This is a genomic window from Marinilabiliales bacterium (genome assembly GCA_007695015.1).
GTDB lineage: Bacteria > Bacteroidota > Bacteroidia > Bacteroidales > PUMT01 > PXAP01.
Genome location: REEN01000044.1, coordinates 70,342 through 92,404 on the forward strand (window position 1 = coordinate 70,342; position 22,063 = coordinate 92,404).

Sequence of the window (22,063 nt, forward strand, 5' to 3'; positions counted from 1 at the left end):
CAGTAAAACAAACAAAAAACTGATAAAATGGCAAAAGAGATTAAATTTAATATTGAAGCCAGGACCCTCCTCAAAGAGGGTGTTGATGAGCTTACCAATGCAGTTAAGGTAACCCTTGGCCCCAAAGGCCGAAATGTGGTCATGGATAAGAAATTCGGCGCTCCCCAGATATCCAAGGACGGGGTAACTGTGGCCAAGGAGATTGAACTTTCAGATCCATACAAGAATATGGGTGCACAGATGGTTAAAGAGGTTGCCTCGAAGACAGCCGACCAGGCTGGTGACGGTACTACAACAGCAACCATACTGGCCCAGTCTATTATGAGTGTTGGGCTCAAGAACGTAACAGCCGGTGCAAACCCTATGGATCTCAAGCGTGGTATTGACAAGGCTGTAAAAAAGGTTGTTGAGAGCCTGCAGAAGCAAACCAAGACGATTGGCGATGATATAAGCAAAATAGAACAGGTAGCTTCTATTTCGGCAAATAATGACCATTCAATAGGTAAACTTATTGCCGAGGCTATGGGCAAGGTCAAGAAAGAGGGTGTGATAACTGTAGAGGAGGCCAAAGGTACTGAAACAACTGTAGAGGTAGTTGAAGGTATGCAGTTTGACCGCGGCTACATCTCTCCCTATTTTATTACCGACACAGACAAGATGGAGAGTGTTCTTGAAAATCCTTATATCCTGTTGTGTGACAAGAAAATATCAACCATGAAGGACCTTATGCCGGTTCTTGAGCCTGTTGCACAGGCAGGACGTCCGCTTGTTATCATCGCTGAAGATGTTGACGGCGAAGCACTGGCCACACTGGTTGTAAACAAGCTCAGGGGTTCACTTAAGATAGCCGCAGTCAAGGCTCCCGGTTTTGGCGACAGGAGGAAGGAGATGCTTGAGGATATAGCTATCCTTACCGGCGGAACAGTAGTTTCAGAGGAGAAAGGGCTCAAGCTGGAGACAGCGACCATGGAGCTTCTTGGAGAGGCTGAAAAAATGGTTATTGACAAGGAGAACACCACAGTTGTTAACGGCAGGGGAGAAAAGTCAAATATCGATGCAAGGGTTAAGCAGATCAGAACCCAGATTGAGAATACCACATCAGACTATGACCGGGAGAAGCTTCAGGAGCGTCTCGCAAAACTTTCAGGAGGAGTAGCCGTACTCTATATCGGAGCAGCTTCTGAAGTTGAGATGAAGTCAAAGAAGGACCTGGTTGATGATGCTCTCAGTGCTACACGTGCTGCCGTTGAAGAGGGAATAATCCCGGGCGGAGGCGTAGCATTCATAAGGGCGATTGACTCGCTTGAAAAGCTCAAAGGTGATAATGACGATCAGACTACCGGTATTGCGATTGTGAGAAGGGCTATTGAGGAACCTCTGCGTATGATAGTCGAGAATGCTGGTCTGGAAGGTTCGATCGTGATACAGCGTGTAAAGGAAGGCAAGGCAGATTTCGGTTACAATGCCTACACAGACAAATACGAGAACCTTTATGAGTCCGGAGTTATCGATCCTACCAAAGTAGCACGCATTGCCCTTGAGAATGCAGCATCGGTTGCCGGAATGTTTCTTACAACCGAGTGTGTTATTGTTGAAGAGAAAGAGGATAAACCGGAAATGCCTCCAATGAACCCGGGTATGGGTGGCATGGGTGGTATGATGTAATACACTCCTAAATAGATTATGGAAAAAGGGTTGCCGTGCAGTGCAGCCCTTTTCTTATTGTGTACCATGCATGGCTGGAGGTGCCTGTTAACAATTTGGCATACTAATAAAAAAACTGTTCAAAATCATTTAACTTTGGGCCTGATTGCCAAAACCGGGGTTATTTATATGGCAGGTTTTTACTATATGGCGGTCAGAATATAAACTCAGATCAGAATGAATACAATACTGGTAAAAACAGTAGCAATTCCGGAGGGGATGCCTGCTGTTTACCTCACAGCAAAGGGGAGCCATCTGGAAGTGCCCGGAATGACCGACAGTGAATCGGAGTATGCCAGGGCGCGTATTGATAAAGGGGATGATCTTATAATTATCAACAGGCTTGGAACATATATATGTGTCGCTGTAAATGACGGTAGCAAGCCTTTACCGGAACAGCTTGAAAAACTCAGGAATATCTCACCCGGAATCCTCCGGGTGTTAAGGGAACTCGATCAACCGGAACTGGCGTTTGTTGACCTGACAAACGATCCGGCTCTGATATCTGCACTGGTTGAAGGGCTTATACTTATCAGTTACCGGTTTGAAAAATATGTAACAAAAAAGGATAAAGAAGAGTCATTTCCGGAAAGAATATATATATACTCTGCCAATCTTGGTGAAGATGATGCCGGATGGCTTCAATCGGTATGTGAAGCCGTATATCTGGCAAGGGATCTGGTAAATGAACCGCTGTCACACCTGAATGCTTCCGGTCTGGCAGATAGATTCAAAGAAGCCGGCGCCAGGTCTGGTTTTACGGTAGAGGTTATGAACAAACAGAAGATCGAAAGCCTGAGGATGGGAGGCTTGCTGGCTGTTAACAGGGGCAGTGTTGATCCTCCCACCTTTTCTGTAATGGAGTGGAAACCTGAGAATCCTGTCAACAAGAAACCATTTGTCCTTGTTGGCAAGGGTGTTGTATATGATACAGGGGGGCTAAGCCTTAAGCCCACTCATAACAGCATGGACTATATGAAGTGTGACATGGCTGGTGCAGCGACAGTTGCGGGTACAATGTATGCATTGTCGTCTTCCCGTATCCCGGTGCATGTTATAGGCCTTGTACCCGCCACGGATAACAGGCCTGACGGGAATGCCATTGTGCCCGGCGACATAATATCAATGTATGACGGAACCAGCGTTGAGGTTCTCAATACTGATGCAGAGGGGAGACTGCTGCTTGGAGATGCCCTTAGCTGGGCTAAACAGTATGATCCGGCTCTTGTAATTGATATTGCCACTCTCACCGGTTCGGCTGCCGCAGCTCTCGGCACACAGGGGATGGCCGCAATGCAGAAGGATGCGGTTGACTGGTATTCCAGGCTGGAGGACAGCGGTTACCGTACCCACGAACGGACAGTATTGTTTCCGCTTTGGGAGGAGTACCTTGAAATGCTTAAGTCCGATATTGCTGACATAAGGAATATCGGTGGCAAGGAGGCCGGTACCATAACGGCAGGAAAGTTCCTGGAGCATTTTACTTCTTATCCCTGGATCCACCTTGATATTGCCGGAACGGCATTCCTCCATAAAGCCGAAACCTACAGGACAAAGGGTGGCACTGGTACGGGTGTGCGTATTCTGACTGATTTTTTCTTCAGATATGCAATGGAGAGGTGAGTTTTTGGAGGTAATTGGAAACTGAAAAATTGGTAACAGTAAGAGGAAAACTATAACTTACAGTATTATGGATACTTCAAAAGTAAGGGTAGGGATAACCCAGGGAGATATTAACGGCATAAGCTATGAGGTGATCATAAAGGCCCTGATGGATCCCAGGATGCTTGATGTCTGTACTCCCGTAGTTTACGGTTCGCCCAAGGTAGGGGCGTATCATCGTAAAGCGCTTAATATTGACAACTTCAGTTTTAACAACATAAAAAATGCAATTGAGGCCAACCCGAAAAGGGTTAATATTGTCGACTGCCTTGATGACAATATAAGGGTTGAGCTTGGAAAATCGACGCCCATGGCTGGAGAAGCATCGGCAATATCGCTAAATACAGCCGTGAATGACCTGAAACAGGGAGTGATTGACCTGGTTGTTACGGGCCCGATAAATAAACTGAACATTCAGTCTGATAAGTTTCCCTTCAGGGGGCATACCGAATATCTTGCACACCATTTTGAGTCACCTGATGTCCTGATGCTTATGGTGAGCGATCTTATTAGAGTGGCTGTAGCAACCGGTCACGTTGCCCTTGCAGATGTCCCGGGGTTACTGTCTGTCGATATGCTGGCCGGTAAGTTGAGGCTGCTTCACTCTTCGCTGGTGCGGGACTTCGGTATAAGGAAGCCACGTATAGCTGTACTGGGACTCAATCCCCACTGCGGGGAGGACGGACTGATGGGAACTGAGGAGAAAGAGATTATTCAGCCTGCTATCGATCAGGCCAGAGATGAGAATATGATGGTTCTGGGGCCGTTCCCGGCTGACGGGTTTTTCGGGTCAGACAATTTCTCAAAATTCGATGCCATCCTGGCTATGTATCATGACCAGGGACTTGGTCCGTTCAAGGCGCTTGCATTTGAGAGCGGGGTTAATTTTACAGCCGGACTACCTGTTGTACGGACTTCTCCGGCACACGGGACCGCCTTTGAGATAGCCGGGACTGGTGTTGCTTCACCCGATCCCTTCAGAAGGGCCATCTATCTTGCATGTGATATTTTCAGGAACAGGAAGGAATATGATGTTCTTGTTGAAGGCTCAGTTGACAGTGAGGTGTCATCTGCTGAATAACATATTCATTGCCTGCGGTTAAAAGGTAAATTATTCGTAATATGACTAGTTGCGACTAGTCAATATTTTGTGAAGATGTATAACCCAAAAACACCTTTTAACCATGGCAAAAATTACAAAACAAGAAGCTCTGAATTACCACTGTAAAGGTAAGCCGGGCAAGATCGAGGTTATCCCTACCAAAGCATACAGTACGCAGCGGGATCTATCTATGGCCTACACCCCCGGTGTGGCGGAGCCCTGCCGGGAGATTGAAAAGAATCCTGAAGATGCATACAAGTATACGGCAAAAGGCAATCTTGTAGCCGTTGTTTCAAACGGTACCGCAGTGCTCGGACTGGGCGACATAGGAGCCCTTGCCGGCAAGCCGGTTATGGAGGGCAAGGGTCTGCTGTTCAAGGTTTTTGCCGATGTTGATGTGTTTGACATCGAGGTTGACTGCAAAGACACCGAAAAGCTCATAGAGATCACAAAGGCGATCGCTCCAACCTTTGGCGGGATAAACCTCGAAGATATAAAGGCCCCGGAGTGCTTCGAGATCGAGGAGAGGTTGAAAAAAGAGCTTGATATTCCCGTTTTTCATGATGACCAGCATGGCACAGCGATAATTTCAGGCGCCGCTCTTCTCAACGCCCTTGAACTGAACGGTAAAAATATTACCGATTTGAAGGTTGTGGTAAACGGAGCCGGCGCATCAGGTGTTTCATGCTCCCTTTTTTACATCTCATTGGGTGTCAGGCCTGAAAATATTATCATGCTCGACAGCAAGGGTGTTATACATACCGGCCGCAAAGATATCAACGAGGTTAAGAGGAAATTTGCGCGCGATACAAAGGTACGTACACTCGCCGAAGCGATGGAGGGGGCCGACCTGTTCCTGGGTTTATCGGTAGGTAACATAGTAACCCGGGATATGGTCAGAAGCATGGCCGAAAATCCCATTGTTTTTGCCATGGCCAATCCCACCCCTGAGATATCCTATGATGACGCTTTAGCTGCCAGGAATGACGTTATTATGGCAACCGGCCGTTCCGATTTCCCGAACCAGGTAAACAACGTCCTGGGGTTCCCGTTTATCTTCAGGGGCGCCCTTGATGTGCGGGCATCCACAATAAACGAGGAGATGAAGATAGCTGCCTGTAATGCCCTGGCCACACTTGCAAAGGAGCTTGTCCCAGATGATGTGAACAAGGCCTACGGGCTGGAGAACCTGACCTTTGGGAGGGAATACCTGATACCCAAGCCCCTTGACCCAAGGCTTATTTCCAGGGTTTCGGCTGCGGTAGCCAGGGCAGCGATAGATTCGGGAGTTGCACGCAAAAAAATAAGCGACTGGAAGGCATATGACCTGGAGCTCAACAGGCGGCTGGGTTTTGACAACCAGCTCATCCGGTCGATAACTGAGAAGGCAAAACAGAGCCCGAAACGGGTGGTATTTGCCGAAGCCAACAATCTCAAGGTACTGAAGGCCGCGCAGGGGGTGCTGGTTGACGGTATAGCCAAACCCATACTGCTCGGTAACACCGAGGTTATAAGGAAGCTGATTGCCGACAACTGCCTGCGCCTTGACGGCGTGCCGGTTATAGATTACCGCAGTGACAGTGAAGAAGAAAGGAGGGAGAGGTATGCAGGTCTTCTCTATGAGCGTAGACAGCGTAAGGGAATGCTGTATGATGAAGCACTGGATAAAATGTACAACCGTGATTTTTTTGGTGTGATGATGGTCGAGACCGGTGAGGCCGATGCCTTCATTTCAGGTTTCTCTTCCAGGTACGCCGAGACCATCCGTCCGGCTCTGCAGATTGTGGGGACCAACAACACCATGAACCACATAGCTGGCATGTACCTTATGATTACCAAGAAGGGCCCCTTCTTCTTTGCCGACTGCACTGTAAACATAGAACCTTCGGCCCGAACGCTGGTTGACACCACACTACTCGTTGCGCATGCCATCAGGAAATTCAATATTGAACCCAGGATTGCCCTGGTATCCTATTCGAATTTCGGGTCAATCAGGGATGGTAGTCCCCAGCGTGCGCACGAAGCCGTTGAGATCCTGCACACGGAGCATCCAGACCTGAAGGTTGACGGTGAGATGCAGGCCAATTTTGCTTTTAACCGGAATATGCGCAAGATAAGGTTCCCCTTCTCAATGCTTGCCGATTCAGATATCAATACGGTAATATTTCCCAATCTCAGCTCGGGCAACATTGCCTACAAGATGATGCAGGAGATCGGAGGAGCCGAGGCCGTCGGGCCCATACTGCTGGGACTTAACAAGCCGGTTCACATCCTTCAGATTGAGAGTTCGGTAAGGGAGATAGTCAACATGGCTGCGATCGCAGTAGTTGACGCCCAGTACCTGGAGAGGGGGGAGGTGGCAGATATCTGATATCCCGCTCCGTTAAAGGCAAACTGCCAATAAGCGTTACCTGCCCCCCAGCACAGAAGGCCGCTGTTCGAGGTGCTTCTCCATCTCCAGCAGCGGCACTCCCTGCTCGAGCCATTCGGGTGCCTCCTCACCCTTAAGGTAATGGTCGAGGTATTCCATCATGCGCACCGCATAGTCGATCTGGTTGGCGGTCTTACGCAGCCCGTGGTTCTCACCCTCGTACTGAAGCATTATTACCGGTTTCTTTAGCCTGCGCAGGGTGTTGTAATACTCGATCCCCTGTGTGAAGTCAACAGCACCGTCTTCGTCGTTATGCATAAGGAGCAGGGGCGTGTTGACGTTCTGGGCAAAGTATACCGGTGAATTGCGCTTAAACGCCTCCCAGTTGTCCCAGTACCCCGGTGTCAGCCTTCCCTGGCTGCTCTCAAAGATGGGCTGGTTGGTGCTGCCGGTGTTCCAGTAGATAAGGCTGTACATGCTTATCATATTGGTTAGCGGGGCACCTGCAACCGCAGCCCTGAACATGTCGGTCTGTGTTATCAGGAAAGATGTCTGGTACCCGCCCCATGAATGGCCGTGAATGGCGATGTTGTCAGGATCGATCACGCCGGTCTCCAGGGCAGCATCGACGGCAGGCAGCACGCACCATACCGCCGACATACCCGGGTCATTCAGCTTGTATACAATATCGGGCATCAGCACCGCGTAGCCGTTGCTGGTGTACATGGCACGGTTAAATCCGCCCCCCGGAAAGGAGGGCCTTGAATAGCTGTTCAGTCCCTGTGTCAGCCTCTCGTATATGTACACAACCGTGGGGTACTGTTTTCCCTCCTCGTAACCGGCAGGAAGAAAGAGCGCTGCCTGCAGGGTATCGCCCTGGTCGCTTATGAATGAGATGAGCCGCGACCCCGGCGACAGGGCAAAATCTTCCTGTTCGGGGTATGTTTGGGTCAGTTTGCGTGCGCCGGTCAGTCCGGTGTTCTCTGATACATAAAAATCGGGCGTGTCGGTTACCGTTTCGCGGGTAAAAAAGTACACATCCTCATCGGCCGCTTTTCTCAGTCCTCCGTACGACGCGTCATCCCACAGCAGCATTTTGGCGCCGCTCCTGCCGCGGTCGATCCTGGCTATGCCGCTTTTCTTGGTTTCCTGGTCAAAAACCCTCAGGAAAAGCGGCTGCCTCAGGTCGATCCCCTCCTCATCGGGGTCGAGTCTGAAACGGTACTGATACCGCCTGCCGTTCCTTTCGCCATCCATGGTAAGATTATCAAACCTCCTTCCGTTGTCGGATACTTTCCACACGTTCCAGTTGTCCCTTATCAGCAACTCCCTGCTGTCGCTTGTCCACCCCAGCAGAGGAGTGGGTGGATACGGCACGTTGCGGTCGTTCTCAAGGTTTACGAATGTTGTTGGTATGTTTTCGGTAATAACCACGCTCTCGGCGGTGGCAAACGTACATACATAGTAATTACCCTCACGGTACCAGGTGAACTTTTCACCGTCGGGCGACGGCTGCAGTCCCCCGAGCATCCGGTGCTTCTCCAGTACCAGTAAGCGCTGCCCGGTAGCAAGGTCAACTATGTATACATCGGCAAAGTTCTCGCCGCTCAGTCCGCCAATAAGTTCATACCCGCTGTTGTCGATCCCTATGGCATATTTCTGCTTCGGGGCAACGTTTACTGACCGCATCTCATCGTCGGCAAGCCTGATGAACCTGTTTTCCCGCACATGGTAAAGGGCCAGGTAGCTGAAGTTCCTGTCGGCATTCCGCCTGTTGCGTTGCACCGACTGCAGGCGGCTGTCCTGCCAGTGCCACAATATCAGGTCGGGCTTTTCGTCGGTATTTTTCGCCGCCGCCGCTGTTTCTCCGTTTCCGCCAACCGCGATTGTGTCGTTTACGGCTGTGGCAAGGGTGTCATTTTCCGCCGTCCCGCCATTGTCATCCTTGTCCTCCTTTTCCTCCCGCTCATTGCGGTGTATGCCGAATATAAAGGTGTTGAGGTTATCCGACCAGTAAGGTCTGCGGTTTGGGCTTATGGTCATCTCACCGGGGAAGGTCGGGTCTTCATGAGGATTGTAAACCACCTTTTCGGGCGCGCCCCTGTTAAATCCCCTCAACCCGATAACCGAGTACACATCATCCTTGAAATCATCACTCTCTTCACCTTTCAGCGTTGCCAGTCCGTCCCCCTCCCTGGTCCAGCTCAGGTACCTGTATGCAGCCTTGCCGCTTTCGGGCGACAACACCTCGCCTGTCTGCATGTTACGCAGCTGCAGTCCGTTGCCCGCCTTGCCGTGGGCATCAGTCAGCCATGCCAGCCAGTTACCCTTTTTATCGAACGAGAATTCAGACACATTTCCGAAATTAAAAGTATTTCCCTTTCGGGGATTAACAAGCAGCAGGTCGGTCCCCTTCCCTGCATCGCTGTCCTGTGAAGGCTTCGGGGTTGTCAGGTGCACCGCGATCCATCCGGGGTTCTCGCCCGAGAACGAGAACGACCTCACATTTTCATAGGTTGTCTCCTCATCATTCAGAAGGTCTATCAGCGTCATCTTATTGGCGGGGGCATCTCCCCGGCCTGCCCTCTCCTTCTCCTCCTCAGTGGGATAGACCGTAAAGGCCACAAACCTGGAGTCGTGGCTGAAGGCTATCGCATTTCCCGCAGCGCCCCTGGTCTCGCCGATTGGGAAGGTCTTTTTGATATCGCCTGAGGCGCTTTGCAGGACCATTTCCGAATTGCCCTTGTTGGGGCTGTACCAGTATGCAAACCAGCTGCCGTCGTTTGAGATGGTGACTGAGCCGCCGTGAATGTATTTCCAGCCGGCAACATCCTGCCAGCGCACAGGCCGCGCTTCTGCAGGTGCTGTATCATCCGCATCCTGATTATAATTAAGTGGTTCCCCGGTATTGTAATATCCGGATGCGGAAACTTCAGGGCTGTTCTCTTCGGCTGCCTGAAGAGAGTTATGCCCCGAAAGGCCAATGATCAATGCGGGTATGATTATCCCGCGAACAATGATTTTTAAAAGGTCCATTCGAATAAGGTTTGGTTTGGATAATATCCGGATAATATTGTCGGATTGTGTTGAAGCCTTGCGGGCTTTTCAAAATGCAAGGTAAAAGTATAAAAAATGTCGGCCCTGGATGAATAAAATGTTAATTATTTAATACGGCGGACTCAGGTGTTGGAAATAACAAATACCAAGTGACACTTAGGGTATGCCCCGGGCTGGTTGATATTGCATACTAAAGGCGGAGTATACGCGCAGAAGCGGGATTAATGCCTACCTCCGTTTTTCACTGAAGAATCTTTTCAGAATGGCCGAGCACTCATCCTTCATTATACCGGATATGATCTCTGTTTTGGGATGGAGCATGTTTTTGTTGGTAAGGGTGAAGCCCAGCTTCCCGTCATCAGCGCCCCAGGCTATCTTGCCGATCCGGGCCCAGTATGCCGCCCCGGCGCACATTGTGCACGGCTCAAGGGTCACATATAGGGCGCAGTCATTGAGATATTTACCTCCGAGGTAGCCTGATGCAGCTGTGAATGCCTGCATCTCGGCATGAGCAGTGGTATCGTTCAGGGTCTCGGTGAGGTTATGCGCCCTTGCTATTATCATGTTTTGGCTGACTATAACGGCCCCTACGGGGACTTCATCCCTCTCCATTGCTTTTTCGGCTTCCTTGAGAGCCTCTTTCATGAAATATGCATCTGAAAAAACGACCATGTCCATAAGCTCCGGTTTTTGTGTATTACTGGTCTATTGTTTTGCTGACCGGTAAAAGCAAGTGCAAAAATATTCTTAATTTAGCAAACTAACCAATTATTACTATATGTACAGGACACATACCTGCGGAGAGCTTAATCTGAGAGATGACGGCAAGGAGGTCATACTTAGCGGATGGGTGCAGAGATCGCGCGACCTTGGAGGCATGACCTTTATCGACCTGAGGGACCGCTACGGGATAACCCAGCTTGTTTTTAATATGGAGACGGATGCCCTTCTATGCAAAGAGGCCAGGGGACTGGGGAGGGAGTATGTTATCCAGGCAACAGGCGTGGTGCGGGAACGGTCGAACAAGAACCTGAAGATACCGACGGGCGAAATCGAAATAGAGGTAAAGACCCTGGGTATTCTAAATCCGTCAAAACTGCCGCCCTTTACCATTGAAGATGATACTGACGGGGGTGATGAGCTCAGGATGAGGTACAGGTATCTTGACCTGCGGCGCAACGTGATGAAGAGTAGCCTGGAGCTGCGACACCTGATGGCAGGCGAGATACGGCGGTATCTTGACAAGCAGGAATTCATTGAGATAGAGACTCCCGTCATGATAAAATCAACTCCCGAGGGAGCCAGGGATTTTGTGGTTCCCTCGAGGATGAACCCCGGCCAGTTTTACGCTTTGCCGCAGTCGCCCCAGATATTCAAGCAGTTGCTGATGATATCGGGGTTTGACCGGTATTACCAGGTAGTGAAGTGTTTCAGGGATGAGGACCTGAGGGCTGACCGGCAGCCTGAATTCACGCAAATAGATTGTGAGATGGCATTTGCCGGGCAGGAGGATGTGCTGAGTACTTTCGAGGGGCTGGCAAAGCACCTTTTCGATAAAATCAAGAACATAAGCTTTAACGGGCCGTTTCCGCGGATAACATTCAAGGATGCAATGGACAGGTACGGGACCGACAAGCCCGATATCCGTTTTGGGATGGAGCTTTTTGAACTGACGGAACTGACAAGGGGTAACAATTTTGCTGTGTTCGACGATGCAGAGTATGTGGGAGGCATATGCGCCGAAAATTGTGCCGGGTTTTCGCGCAAACAGATCGATAACCTTACCGATTATGTAAAAAGGCCGCAGATCGGGGCCAAAGGCATGGTTTGGGTTAAATGGAACCGGGATGGATCAATAAGATCATCGGTCGATAAGTTCTATGATGAAGCGGCCCTTGGCAAATGGGTTGGAAAAGCCGGGGCCAGGAAGGGTGATCTTTTGCTCATACTTGCGGGAAACCGGGTAGATACCCAGGAGGCCCTTTCGGAGCTGAGGCTTGAGATGGGACGAAGACTGGAACTGGTTAATGAGGACGAATTCGCTCCGCTGTGGGTGGTTGACTTTCCGCTCCTGGAATGGGATGAGGAGACAGCACGTTTCTATGCCAAGCATCATCCCTTCACGAGTCCCCGGCCCGAAGACATACCCCTTCTTGAGACCGATCCGGGGTCGGTATGCGCCAATGCATATGACCTGGTGATAAACGGTGTTGAGATTGGCGGCGGGTCGGTGCGTATCCATGATGGCAAGCTGCAGAAGAAAATGTTTGAGACCCTCGGGTTCACTGATGAGCAGGCAAGGGAGCAGTTCGGTTTCCTGATGGAGGCTTTTACCTACGGGGCTCCGCCTCATGCGGGAGTGGCCTTTGGATTCGACAGGTGGGTGGCCGTTTTTGCCGGGTCGGATTCGATAAGGGATGTGATTGCTTTCCCGAAAAACAATGCAGGCAGGGACCTGATGATAGACTCACCTTCGGTGCTTTCGGCCGAACAGCTGAGGGAGCTCAGGCTCAGGATTGATGAACAGGTTCCTGAACAATGACAGGGATAATGGATCACGGAATATGCAATCCCGCCTGACTGTCAATGGGTACGATAATGTGCCCGGCGGGTAACCAGGTTCCTTTTAATAAATTTAAATTCAAAGCTAATGGACAGCGGACGTCGCAAGTTTTTCAAACTGTTTGCCGCCGGCAGCCTTGGCGCTGGCCTAACTCCCGTTTTCCCCTCTTCGCTTTCGGCTATTGCACCGGATCAGCCGACTGATACAAATATTGCCGATGCACTGAAACACCCGCGCAATGAAAATTCCATGCCCGGCAAATATCCCGGCAGGGTGGTGCGGGTTGACGATGATAAATCTATATCAGACGGCACCATAAATGAGGAGGCTGTAAATAAAATGCTTGACGGGGGCATGCGGGATCTGGGTGAGTGCAATGATGTGAGGGACGCCTGGAGACAATTTGTCAGTCCGGGTGAGAAGATAGGCCTCAAGGTTAACCCTATCGGGGGAAAGCTGCTCTCAACAAGCCATGCGCTTGTAAAATCGGTTATTTCTCAGCTTGAGCAGTCAGGCATAGCCAGGGATGACATAATGATCTTTGACCGCCGTATGCAGCAACTGAGGGATGCCGGGTTTACCCCTGAGAATTACCCGGGCATTGCCATTGCAGGCACTGAGCATGTTGATGAGAGCGGTTCATATTATGACGAGAACGGCGAACTCTACAGCCTGTCGATGATTGACAGGGACTGGTACTACTGGGCCGATTGTGAAATGGAGTATGATGATTACATGATGCCGTTCATGGTTAACCAGGGCAATTATTCATATTTTTCCAAAATTGTGACACAGCAGCTTGACAAGATCATTAACCTTCCCATAATGAAAAATGCCGGTGCCTCTGTTACATTGTGCCTTAAGAACCTGGGCTACGGTGTTATCACCAATACCAGCAGGCTGCATGCGACCCTCTGGGCGGAGACGTCGGCGCAGGTGTGCGCCTTTCCTCCGGTTCGCGACAAGGTTGTCCTGAATATTGCCGACGGCATAAGAGGATGCTATGACGGCGGACCGGGTGCCAATCCTCAGTTCTTCACCGATTACAAGATGCTTCTTTTGGGTACCGACCCGGTAGCAATGGATGTGGCCGGATACGACATTATCATAGGTAAGCGTATTGAGATGGGCAGGCAGGAAGGGTTTTTTGATGTGGGAATGAAGAAGATGGAGCTTGCAGCAGGTTACGGACTGGGGGTGGCGGACAGGGACATGATTGACCTGAGAAAAATAGTGCAGGGCTGATATAGGTTTAAGTGCCGGTATAAATGGCAGGATTAATTTAGTTTAGGGCGCCGGTATAAATGGCAGGATTAATTTAGTTTAATGAGCCTTTATAAATGGCAGGTTTGATATAATATAAAGGGTTGAGATAAGAAGCTGGTTATGGGTATAAATATTTGCTTATTGTTTCTGGCATGCTTTTTTTCATTCGGATCACCCGGCAGCGGGGTTGCCGGTAACATTGGTAAAGCAGGCCCTGATGAGATGCTGCCCGGTACGGAAGGCTTTGTTACTCCCGGAACTCCGGGCAGCGCAATTGACGGCATGCCGCTTTTGGCCCCTTCTGACCTGCCCGGCGCTGTTATTTCGAGGAGTGAGATATTTGTGGGTGGTGCGCTCTGGGGGCTCATAAACGGGGCTGCGGATCTCTACTATGAATACGGGTTTGACAGGATGGCGCTCCAGGAGATCGGTTGGGAAGGAGAAAACTTCAGGCTTGAACTTTACCGAATGGATAACCCTGTTGCAGCATACGGGATCTTTTCTGTTTCGGTACACGGTTGTGAAGAAGGCGGGCCGGCCAGCACAGGCTATTGTATAAACCGGTTCCAGTACCAGATGTACTCGGGAGGTTATTACCTTTCACTCATAAACTATTCAGGCAGCGACAGGGCCCGTGAACTGTCACTTCGGGCTGCAGAGGTACTGGCAGACCGGATCGGCGGGATGGCGGACGTTGACTCAGGATCAGGTGCGTCTGTACCCGGGATGCCGGGGCCGGTGATACCCGGGGTGCTCAGCAGTTCCCATTTTAAAGGTCTCGAAGACGGCATCAGGCTGGTCAAGGGCATTATCGGGGTGCAGAGTTTAGTACCCGGTTTAGCCCACCTTTTCGAGGGGATGGATGATTTTCAGCTCTGGAACCTTGGTTTTACCGGTGAGGACGGGAAGTATGATATATTGCTGGTCAGGTTTTCGGGGGTTGATCCGCTGCCGGAGGCCGCTATGATAAAGGAAGGTTTAAGCATGGCGGGTTATGCCGCCCGGGAGTCGGGCGGCAAGGTTGTAGCAGTGATGTCGTCTGACCCCTCCGGAAGCCTTGACCTGCTTGACCTTATATTTCCCTCAGATTAAACGGTACCGTTGGAAACCGGTTATCAGGGTTTCCGGCTGTCAGTATCTCCGGCTGACCGGGTCTGTGGCTGTTCCTATAAGAGTGGCTGGCGTGGAACGGGTTATCTTAACGTTTACATAGTCTCCGGGCCTATAGCTGCCGGCCGGGAACACCACTACCTTGTTCTGGGAGGTGCGGCCGAAAAGTTCGCCGGCCGATTTTTTTGAGGTCCCTTCAACAAGCACCTCAAAGGTCTTACCAATGTCGTCCTTCTTGCTTCTGGCAGAAAGACTGCCCTGCAATTCTATTATCTCTGTGAGCCTCTCAGACTTTACATCATCCGGCACATCGTCGGCCAGTTTCCTCGCGGCGGCAGTATCGGGCCTCTCTGAATATTTGAACATAAAGGCAAAGTCATAACCCACCTCCTCCATCAGGGATATTGTCTGCCGGTGATCAACTTCGGTCTCGCTGCAGAAGCCGGCAATGATATCTGTTGAAATGGCGCATCCGGGAATGATCCTGTTGATCGCATCAATTCTGTCGAGGTACTTTTCCCTTGTATAGCCACGGTTCATCAGTCTGAGGATCCTGCTGCTTCCCGACTGTACCGGCAGGTGGATATGCCTGCATATATTGGGGTTCCTGGCAATGGTGTGTAAAAGATCGTCGCCTATGTCTCTGGGGTGGGAGGTGGAAAACCTCAGCCTTACCCCGGGATGCCTGCGGGCCGCCATTTCAAGCAGCGAGGCGAATCCGGTTGGTGAACCGTTGCCCTTGTTCCAGTTGTAGGAATTTACATTCTGTCCCAACAGGGTTACTTCCCTGTAACCTTTTGATGCCAGGTCGTCAATTTCATTGATTATTGATTCGGGGTCCCTGCTGCGTTCCCGTCCCCGTGTAAACGGGACCACGCAGTAGGCACAGTAATTGTTGCAGCCCCTCATGACCGAAACGAATGCAGAGACCCCGTTCTTGTCGAGTCTCAGGGGACTGATATCGGCATAGGTCTCTTCCCGGCTAAGCAGTACATTTATTGCCTTCTGTCCGGTCCCGGCCTCTTCCAGGAGCGCGGGCAACTCCCTGTAGGCATCAGGGCCTATTACCAGGTCGACCAGGTGTTCTTCTTCAAGCAGCTTCTCCTTGAGCCTCTCGGCCATGCAGCCTATGACTCCTACCATCAGCGCGGGATTATTTTTTTTCATCTGCCTGAACACCTCAAGCCTGCCCCAGACTCTCTTTTCTGCATTCTCCCTGATAGAGCATGTATTGATGAGTACTATGTCGGCATGCCCAGGCTCTGAAGTATATGCAACACCGTTGTCCTGCATGATGGAGACCACCACCTCCGAATCACTTACGTTCATCTGGCAGCCATAGGTCTCAATATAGAGCTTCCGGTTATCCGGCGAGGTAAGCAGGCCGGCTTCGGGGCCGCTTGATATTTTAATGTTTTTCAGGGGCATGCGTCAAGTTCTGATAGTGGTAGCCGGTTTGGAAAATTTGCACAAAGTTACATCTTGCGGGTTGAATTACAAAGCGGCAAAAGAGTTTGCCGGACGCAATGAGGAGGTGGTGACAGTCCATTTAAGGAGGTGAAGTTCATGGGGAGCTAAAAGAGAGGGATGGCCTGGCGCCAGGTATTGTCGAGCGACTGCCAGTAGTCCTTCAGCAGAAAACTTGCATTGCGGGGCCGGTAGACAACCTTCAGGTCATTGCCTTCCCGGCTGCTCCTGGTGCTTGCTGTCACATTGCTGCCGTTTATGTAAAATGTGTAACCCTGCTGGTCGGCTTTCCATACAACATTGACAAGGTTGTTCCTCTCCCGGCGGGGCAGTATTATCTCGGCGGGCCTCACTTCATTGTCGGTGTTCCTGTTGAAGTTCCTCAACAGGAATGATTGTCCGCTTCGTGGATGCTTAACAATAAGGTTCTCCATCTTCCATTCGTTAGTGGTCTCATTGCTTATATCCGCTCCGTTGTAATAGAGCCAGTAACCATCTTTGGTCGCTCTCCACAGCACCACCGGGTCTTCTGGTGTGCCGGCAGTCAGGCCGGCTGATCTCCCTTCAATCTTTACGGCAGGTCTCCACTGGCTATCCTTTAGTTGGGCAAAATCCTGCAGTACATAACTTTCTCCGGTGAGTTTGTGCCGGACAACAAGATCGCGGTTGTTGCCGCTCCACTGGTAGTCGAGTTCCTTCTCAATGCTTGTTCCATCAAGCTCAAACCAGAACAGGTCGCCCGATGCTCTCCAGAATGCTGTTTCCGATGCCGGTGCCGGCTCCCTGGCAGTTTGCGGGTCTGTTTTTGGTGTGTACATGACGGGGGACTCTTCTGCAAGCTCATCGGGCATTGTGAAGTAGAAATCGCCTATCAGCGATGATGATTCCCATGGCACCTGCTGTCCGTTGCTTCTGGCGAGCACTTCTGTCCTGACATTCTTGAACACCTCCTCGATCTTGAGTCCCGGAACCCTTATCTGTTCGAGGAGCTGTTCAGTGTAGAGGCCGTTCCTGCCGTGCCCATCGCTGGCCACCGATCCCGGTGCGGTGGCATATGCTACTAATGTGCCGGTTGGAGCGACCATGCCCGCAAGTCCCCGTCCGGCGGACCTGAAGCTTCGCATGAAGGGGTTGTTCCTGCATGCATCAAGGATGACTATGTTCATCTGGTTGCGGGCCGCTTCCATCTGGGCAAGTACAAACCCGACGTCGAGGGCCTCATATTCGACCTCCTCTTCAAAATTGATCTCGGCATGGGTCGGAATAAGATAATTTATTCCCTGTATCTGGATCCCGTGGCCTGCAAAGTAAAAGAGTCCGAGTTCACCTCCCTGCAGGCGCCGGCCGAATTCGCGCACTGCCCTCTTCATGTCGTCAATCCCGGAGATATCGGTATAGTGAAGCACCTCAAAACCCTTGGCAGTCAAAAGAGAGGCAATATCTTCAGCATCATGAACGGGATTCCTCAGTGGTGCGAAAGGATAGTCAGAATTACCAATGACAAGTGCCACCTTTTTATCGCTGTAGATAACGCTTCCGTCCTGCTTCACCTGTCCCTGCAGGATGACTGCGGCACTCAGCATTACCGCAAGCAACAGAGCTGACCCTATTTTTGTCATATCCGGGAATGGCTGTTGTACAGGTAAAAATATGAAAAATAGGCGATATGAATTAATTTTCAAGCCATTTTGTTGGATTGAAATTATGCATTGCTTAAATTGCCTGATAAGCCGGCACCGGATACCTTTTAATCCAGACCGTCTGCCTGGCAGGACTAATTAAAACATCAGCCATGCATAAAAGGATAATAATTGCCCTGGTTTTAGTTTTGCCCCTCATTAACCTTAGCGCCCAGCAGCGTGTAACTCCCCCGCCCTCACCCGATGCACCCAGGGAGCTGGAGTTCACTCATGCCGGCAACAGGGGAGGTTTCTTCATAGGAGCGGGTAGTATGTCCGGCGATATAGGCGGCATATTTGAACTCAGCGGCGGTGTTATTGAGGGCGGGTTTGGCTATTTCCTCGGTATAACGGATAACCTGGCGGCAAATTTCTCATTTGACATACAGTATGCTCCCGAGATAGTCATTTCGGGGGCCGGTCTGCCGATGAATTCTGCCGGCAACCTGGCAGCGCTCAACACCCAGCTTGGTGTAGCCTATTTTTTCATGCCGGGCGAGTTTTTTGTTTCGGCCTGCCTGCTTCTGTCGATGGCCGACTTGTCGGAAACCGCTGCTGAGTTCACCACCGGATTTGGACCGGGGCTCTCTCTTGCGGCCGGAAAGGAGTTCCGCCTTTCTAACAGGATACTCGTCGGAGTGGGTTACAGGTTCAGGTATGCTTCAATGGCAATTGAAGATTATTACCAGTTTGACATGGAGGGTGAGAGACTCGGACTGATGAGCCACGGTATATATATGAGTCTCACATGGTTCTCCAGGAGATGATCGTAATGATCGTAATGACAGACGATATCCGTTAATTCTCCTGCCAGGGAGGTGATACGCGGTCTATGAGACCGCAGGGTTGTTAGAGAAAAACAGGAAAGTTTTATCTTTGTGTAAATTGTAAATGATATGTCAGGACACAGTAAATGGTCTACCATCAAGAGGAAAAAGGGGGCTCTTGATGCCAAAAGGGGCAAGATTTTTTCCCGTATAGTAAAGGAAATTGATGTTTCGGTACGCGAAGGAGGGCCCGATCCCGAAGCCAATCCTCGGCTCAGGCTTGCCATAGCCAACGCTAAGGGGGTGAACATGCCCAAGGATAATATCGAAAGGGCCATAAACAAAGCTGACAGGGACCCTTCCAACCTGCAGGAATTGACTTTTGAAGGTTATGCGCCCAATGGAGTTGCCGTATTTATAGAGTGCCTGACTGACAATCATCTGCGAACGGTAGGCAGCATAAGGGCAATCTTCAACAAGAGGGGCGGGAACCTTGGCACCAATGGTTCGCTTGGGTTCCTTTTTGACAGGAAGGGAATAATTACTGTTCCGGAAGAGAAGATTCATGATGCCGAAATGTTTGAGCTTGAGGTTATAGATGCCGGGGCAGAGGACATTGAGGTTAACGAGGAGGTCTACTATATCACCACTTCGATGGAGGATTTCGGCAAGGTGCGTAAAAAAGTTGAGGAGATGGGTATTGAGCCCGAGAATGCCGGACTGCAGAGGATCCCGAATGACCTTAAACAGCTCGATGTGAACGATGCCGTTAAGGTATTGAAGATTATTGAGGAGTTTGAGGATGACGACGATGTGCAGAGCGTATACCACAACCTTGACGTGACCGATGAGGTGGCCGGGGCCCTTGAAAGTGAATCCTGACCCGGATAGGATCATCATACCGTTTCTCCACCGGCGAACGGTTCAGCAGCTATCCCGTTATTCAGCCATTTGCTCCGTTCACTTCCCCGAAAGGGAAACAATAATTACTTACAGCAGGCGGATCCGTTTACATCCGGCCCTTTTTACAGCCAGCTCTGTGGCTCTCCGGAGATTAAGCCCGCTGCTCCGTTAACCTCCCCGTAAGGGAAATAATTATTACCTGAAGCTGACTGTCAATAGGGCAGCTTCACTGGATAAAGATCGGTCCGTCGGGCCCGAGCGGAATTCCCAGGTAAACCCACAACACCATGAGCAGGGTCCAGAATATGGAAAGGAAAATGGTGTACGGCAGCATGGTCGATATGATGGTGCCAATGCCGTAACGCTCGTCATATTTCTGGGCGAATGTAACTATGAGTGCAAAGTAGCTCATCATCGGGGTTATCAGGTTGGTCAGTGAATCGCCAATTCTGAAAGCAGCCTGTGTAATGCCCGGATGGTAAGGGTTGTCGAGCAGCATCAGCATGGGTATGAATACCGGTGCGATGATGGCCCATTTGGCTGATGCGCTTCCCATGAACAGGTTTATGAATGCCGAGAGAAACACGAAGGCGACGATCAGCATCGGGCCCGTAAAACCTATATCCCTCAGTCCGCTTGCTCCCTTGATGGCAATTATCAGGCCCAGGTTACTGTGGTTGAAGAAATAGACAAACTGGGCGGCAAAAAATACCAGCACTATATATCCTCCCATGCCCGACATAGACTTGATGATATGCTTCATCAGATCCTTGTCATCCCTTATGGTTCCTGTTATACGCCCGTAAACGAGTGCGGGGATGAAGAAAAATAGCAGGATGCCGATGATGATGCCGTCAAAGAACGGGGAGTGAAGCACGGAGCCGGTTTCGGGATCCCTGAGCAGTCCGTTCCCGGGTATTACGGTAAGGCTCATCAGCGCCACGAAGATCAGGGTGGAGATGCCTGCCCATCTGAGTCCCTTTCTCTCCCGGGTGGTTAGCTGCTGGATTGCGAATTTTTCGGTCGTTCCCTCGTATTTGCCGAGCCTTGGTTCTACAACCCTGTCGGTTACCCATGTCCCCACAAACAGCACCACGAAGCTGGAGGCGATCATGAAATAGTAGTTAACGGCGGGGTTGACCACCATGTCGGGAATGATGAGCTGTGCCGCCGAGGTTGATATGCCGGCGAGGATGGGGTCGACAGAACCGATAAAGAAGTTGGCGCCAAATCCGCCGCTCACACCGCAAAAGGCTGCAGCCAGTCCTGCCATGGGATGCCTGCCCAGGGCATGGAAAAGCATCGCGCCAAGCGGGATGAGGATCACGTAGCCGGCCTCAACCGCCAGACCGCTTATGATCCCGGCCAGCACGATGGCCATCGTGATAAGCCTTGGAGGGGCACTGAGCACGAGCGACCTTATCATCACGGCAAAGAGTCCGCTACCCTCCGCCAGTCCGATACCCACCATAACGACAAGCACGTATCCCAGGGGCGGGAACCTCAGGAAATTGGGAAGTATATTGGTGTAAATCCACCTTATGCCGTCGCCGCTCAGAAGGTTATTTACCGTTACAACGCTCCCGTCGACCGGGTGCACCGCAGAGGTGCCCAGCCAGTAGGTAAGGGTTGACAGCAAAATGACTATCAGCGCCAGCAGGGCAAATATGGTTGCCGGGTGGGGGAGTTTGTTGCCGATTATTTCAATATAGTCGAGTGACCTTGTGAAGGCCCTTGACATGACTGACCGGGTTTTTCTGAGGAAGCTCATCGGTTATCGGGTTACAGTTTCTGAAAAGCTTCAAAGATAAGAAGATCGGTCAATTTTTTAAAAATTCTTTAGGTTGCCTTTTTGCTTTTAATTAAAAAAAAATGTGTATTTTGACAACCTCGTTGACATTTATCAGATTAATATTGTTACATGGGGTATATAGCAAGATTGATTCTCCTTTTAACAGCCTCGGCACTTGTATCCTGTGCTGGTCCCGAAAGTATTGATATTGGTGAGATAGAGGATATCAACATCAACAGGTTTGCCGACCGTTCAGTGGAGTTTGAGGTAAAGATGCCGATTGAAAATCCCTCTGTCCTCAGGTTCAGGATAATCGATGTTGACCTTGATGTTTATATGAACGATGAGTATCTAGGAAAGATCAGGAATGTTGACAATGTCCTGATCCCTTCAAGATCGTCTGAACTATATACTTTCCCTTTAAAGGTGGAATTTGAAAATATCCTTAGAGGTGCTGTGTCCATGTTTAATTTTTTCCTGGAGAGGCAGGCATCTGTTGAGGTTAAAGGGGAGATCAGCATCCGGTCATTTCCCTTTACAAGGAGCATATATGTTGAAGAAAAGACAATTCTTCAGATGAACTGACCGGGGAGAGTCGGTTTCTTACTGCCCGGTCATTT

The 22,063-nt window shown here is 50.5% G+C and carries 15 protein-coding genes; 10 read left to right on the forward strand and 5 right to left on the reverse strand.

Annotated features, from left to right (window positions below; all coding sequences use genetic code 11):
* The first annotated feature begins 27 nt into the window (after positions 1–27).
* From groL to EA408_04525, 4 genes are all read left to right on the forward strand, one after another.
* On the forward strand, positions 28–1,665 hold the full coding sequence (gene groL / locus EA408_04510; GenBank protein ID TVR73570.1) for a chaperonin GroEL: 1,638 nt from the start codon (positions 28–30) through the stop codon (positions 1,663–1,665).
* Positions 1,666–1,881: 216 nt separating this feature from the next.
* A complete protein-coding gene (locus EA408_04515; protein ID TVR73571.1) occupies positions 1,882–3,327 on the forward strand; it encodes a leucyl aminopeptidase in 1,446 nt (481 codons plus the stop codon).
* A 67-nt stretch (positions 3,328–3,394) separates the two neighbouring features.
* A complete protein-coding gene (gene pdxA, locus EA408_04520) occupies positions 3,395–4,447 on the forward strand; it encodes a 4-hydroxythreonine-4-phosphate dehydrogenase PdxA (protein ID TVR73572.1) in 1,053 nt (350 codons plus the stop codon).
* Positions 4,448–4,550: 103 nt separating this feature from the next.
* Positions 4,551–6,839 (forward strand): NADP-dependent malic enzyme, encoded by a 2,289-nt coding sequence (locus tag EA408_04525; GenBank protein TVR73573.1) that lies wholly within the window; start codon positions 4,551–4,553, stop codon positions 6,837–6,839.
* A gap of 36 nt (positions 6,840–6,875) precedes the next feature.
* Here the strand turns inward: EA408_04525 and EA408_04530 are convergent, their stop codons facing one another.
* Together EA408_04530 and EA408_04535 are read right to left on the reverse strand one after the other, a co-directional pair.
* Positions 6,876–9,875, reverse strand: coding sequence for a S9 family peptidase (locus tag EA408_04530; protein TVR73574.1), 3,000 nt, complete (start codon positions 9,873–9,875; stop codon positions 6,876–6,878).
* 249 nt (positions 9,876–10,124) lie between these two features.
* On the reverse strand, positions 10,125–10,574 hold the full coding sequence (locus tag EA408_04535; GenBank protein TVR73575.1) for a nucleoside deaminase: 450 nt from the start codon (positions 10,572–10,574) through the stop codon (positions 10,125–10,127).
* Between the two features lie 100 nt (positions 10,575–10,674).
* Here EA408_04535 and aspS point away from each other — a divergent pair, with 100 nt between their 5' ends.
* From aspS to EA408_04550, 3 genes are all read left to right on the forward strand, one after another.
* Positions 10,675–12,438 (forward strand): aspartate--tRNA ligase, encoded by a 1,764-nt coding sequence (aspS, locus tag EA408_04540; GenBank protein ID TVR73576.1) that lies wholly within the window; start codon positions 10,675–10,677, stop codon positions 12,436–12,438.
* 108 nt (positions 12,439–12,546) lie between these two features.
* On the forward strand, positions 12,547–13,704 hold the full coding sequence (locus EA408_04545; protein ID TVR73577.1) for a DUF362 domain-containing protein: 1,158 nt from the start codon (positions 12,547–12,549) through the stop codon (positions 13,702–13,704).
* A 162-nt stretch (positions 13,705–13,866) separates the two neighbouring features.
* Positions 13,867–14,817, forward strand: coding sequence for a hypothetical protein (locus EA408_04550; protein ID TVR73578.1), 951 nt, complete (start codon positions 13,867–13,869; stop codon positions 14,815–14,817).
* Between the two features lie 39 nt (positions 14,818–14,856).
* On the opposite strand, the gene miaB is transcribed toward EA408_04550, so the two are convergent.
* Together miaB and EA408_04560 are read right to left on the reverse strand one after the other, a co-directional pair.
* Positions 14,857–16,263, reverse strand: a complete 1,407-nt coding sequence (miaB, locus tag EA408_04555) for a tRNA (N6-isopentenyl adenosine(37)-C2)-methylthiotransferase MiaB (protein TVR73579.1) — start codon at positions 16,261–16,263, stop codon at positions 14,857–14,859.
* A 146-nt stretch (positions 16,264–16,409) separates the two neighbouring features.
* Entirely contained in the window at positions 16,410–17,921 is a 1,512-nt protein-coding gene (locus EA408_04560) for a caspase family protein (GenBank protein ID TVR73580.1), read from the reverse strand.
* Between the two features lie 173 nt (positions 17,922–18,094).
* Between EA408_04560 and EA408_04565 the strand changes: the two genes are divergently transcribed.
* Both EA408_04565 and EA408_04570 read left to right on the forward strand, forming a co-directional pair.
* Entirely contained in the window at positions 18,095–18,748 is a 654-nt protein-coding gene (locus EA408_04565; protein ID TVR73581.1) for a hypothetical protein, read from the forward strand.
* Between the two features lie 129 nt (positions 18,749–18,877).
* On the forward strand, positions 18,878–19,630 hold the full coding sequence (locus EA408_04570) for a YebC/PmpR family DNA-binding transcriptional regulator (protein ID TVR73582.1): 753 nt from the start codon (positions 18,878–18,880) through the stop codon (positions 19,628–19,630).
* Positions 19,631–19,877: 247 nt separating this feature from the next.
* On the opposite strand, the gene EA408_04575 is transcribed toward EA408_04570, so the two are convergent.
* Positions 19,878–21,422 carry an AbgT family transporter gene (locus EA408_04575; GenBank protein TVR73583.1) on the reverse strand — a complete coding sequence of 515 codons (1,545 nt, stop codon included), beginning with the start codon at positions 21,420–21,422 and terminating at the stop codon, positions 19,878–19,880.
* A 150-nt stretch (positions 21,423–21,572) separates the two neighbouring features.
* On the opposite strand from EA408_04575, the gene EA408_04580 reads away from it, so the two are divergent.
* Positions 21,573–22,028 (forward strand): hypothetical protein, encoded by a 456-nt coding sequence (locus tag EA408_04580; GenBank protein TVR73584.1) that lies wholly within the window; start codon positions 21,573–21,575, stop codon positions 22,026–22,028.
* Positions 22,029–22,063 lie beyond the last annotated feature (35 nt).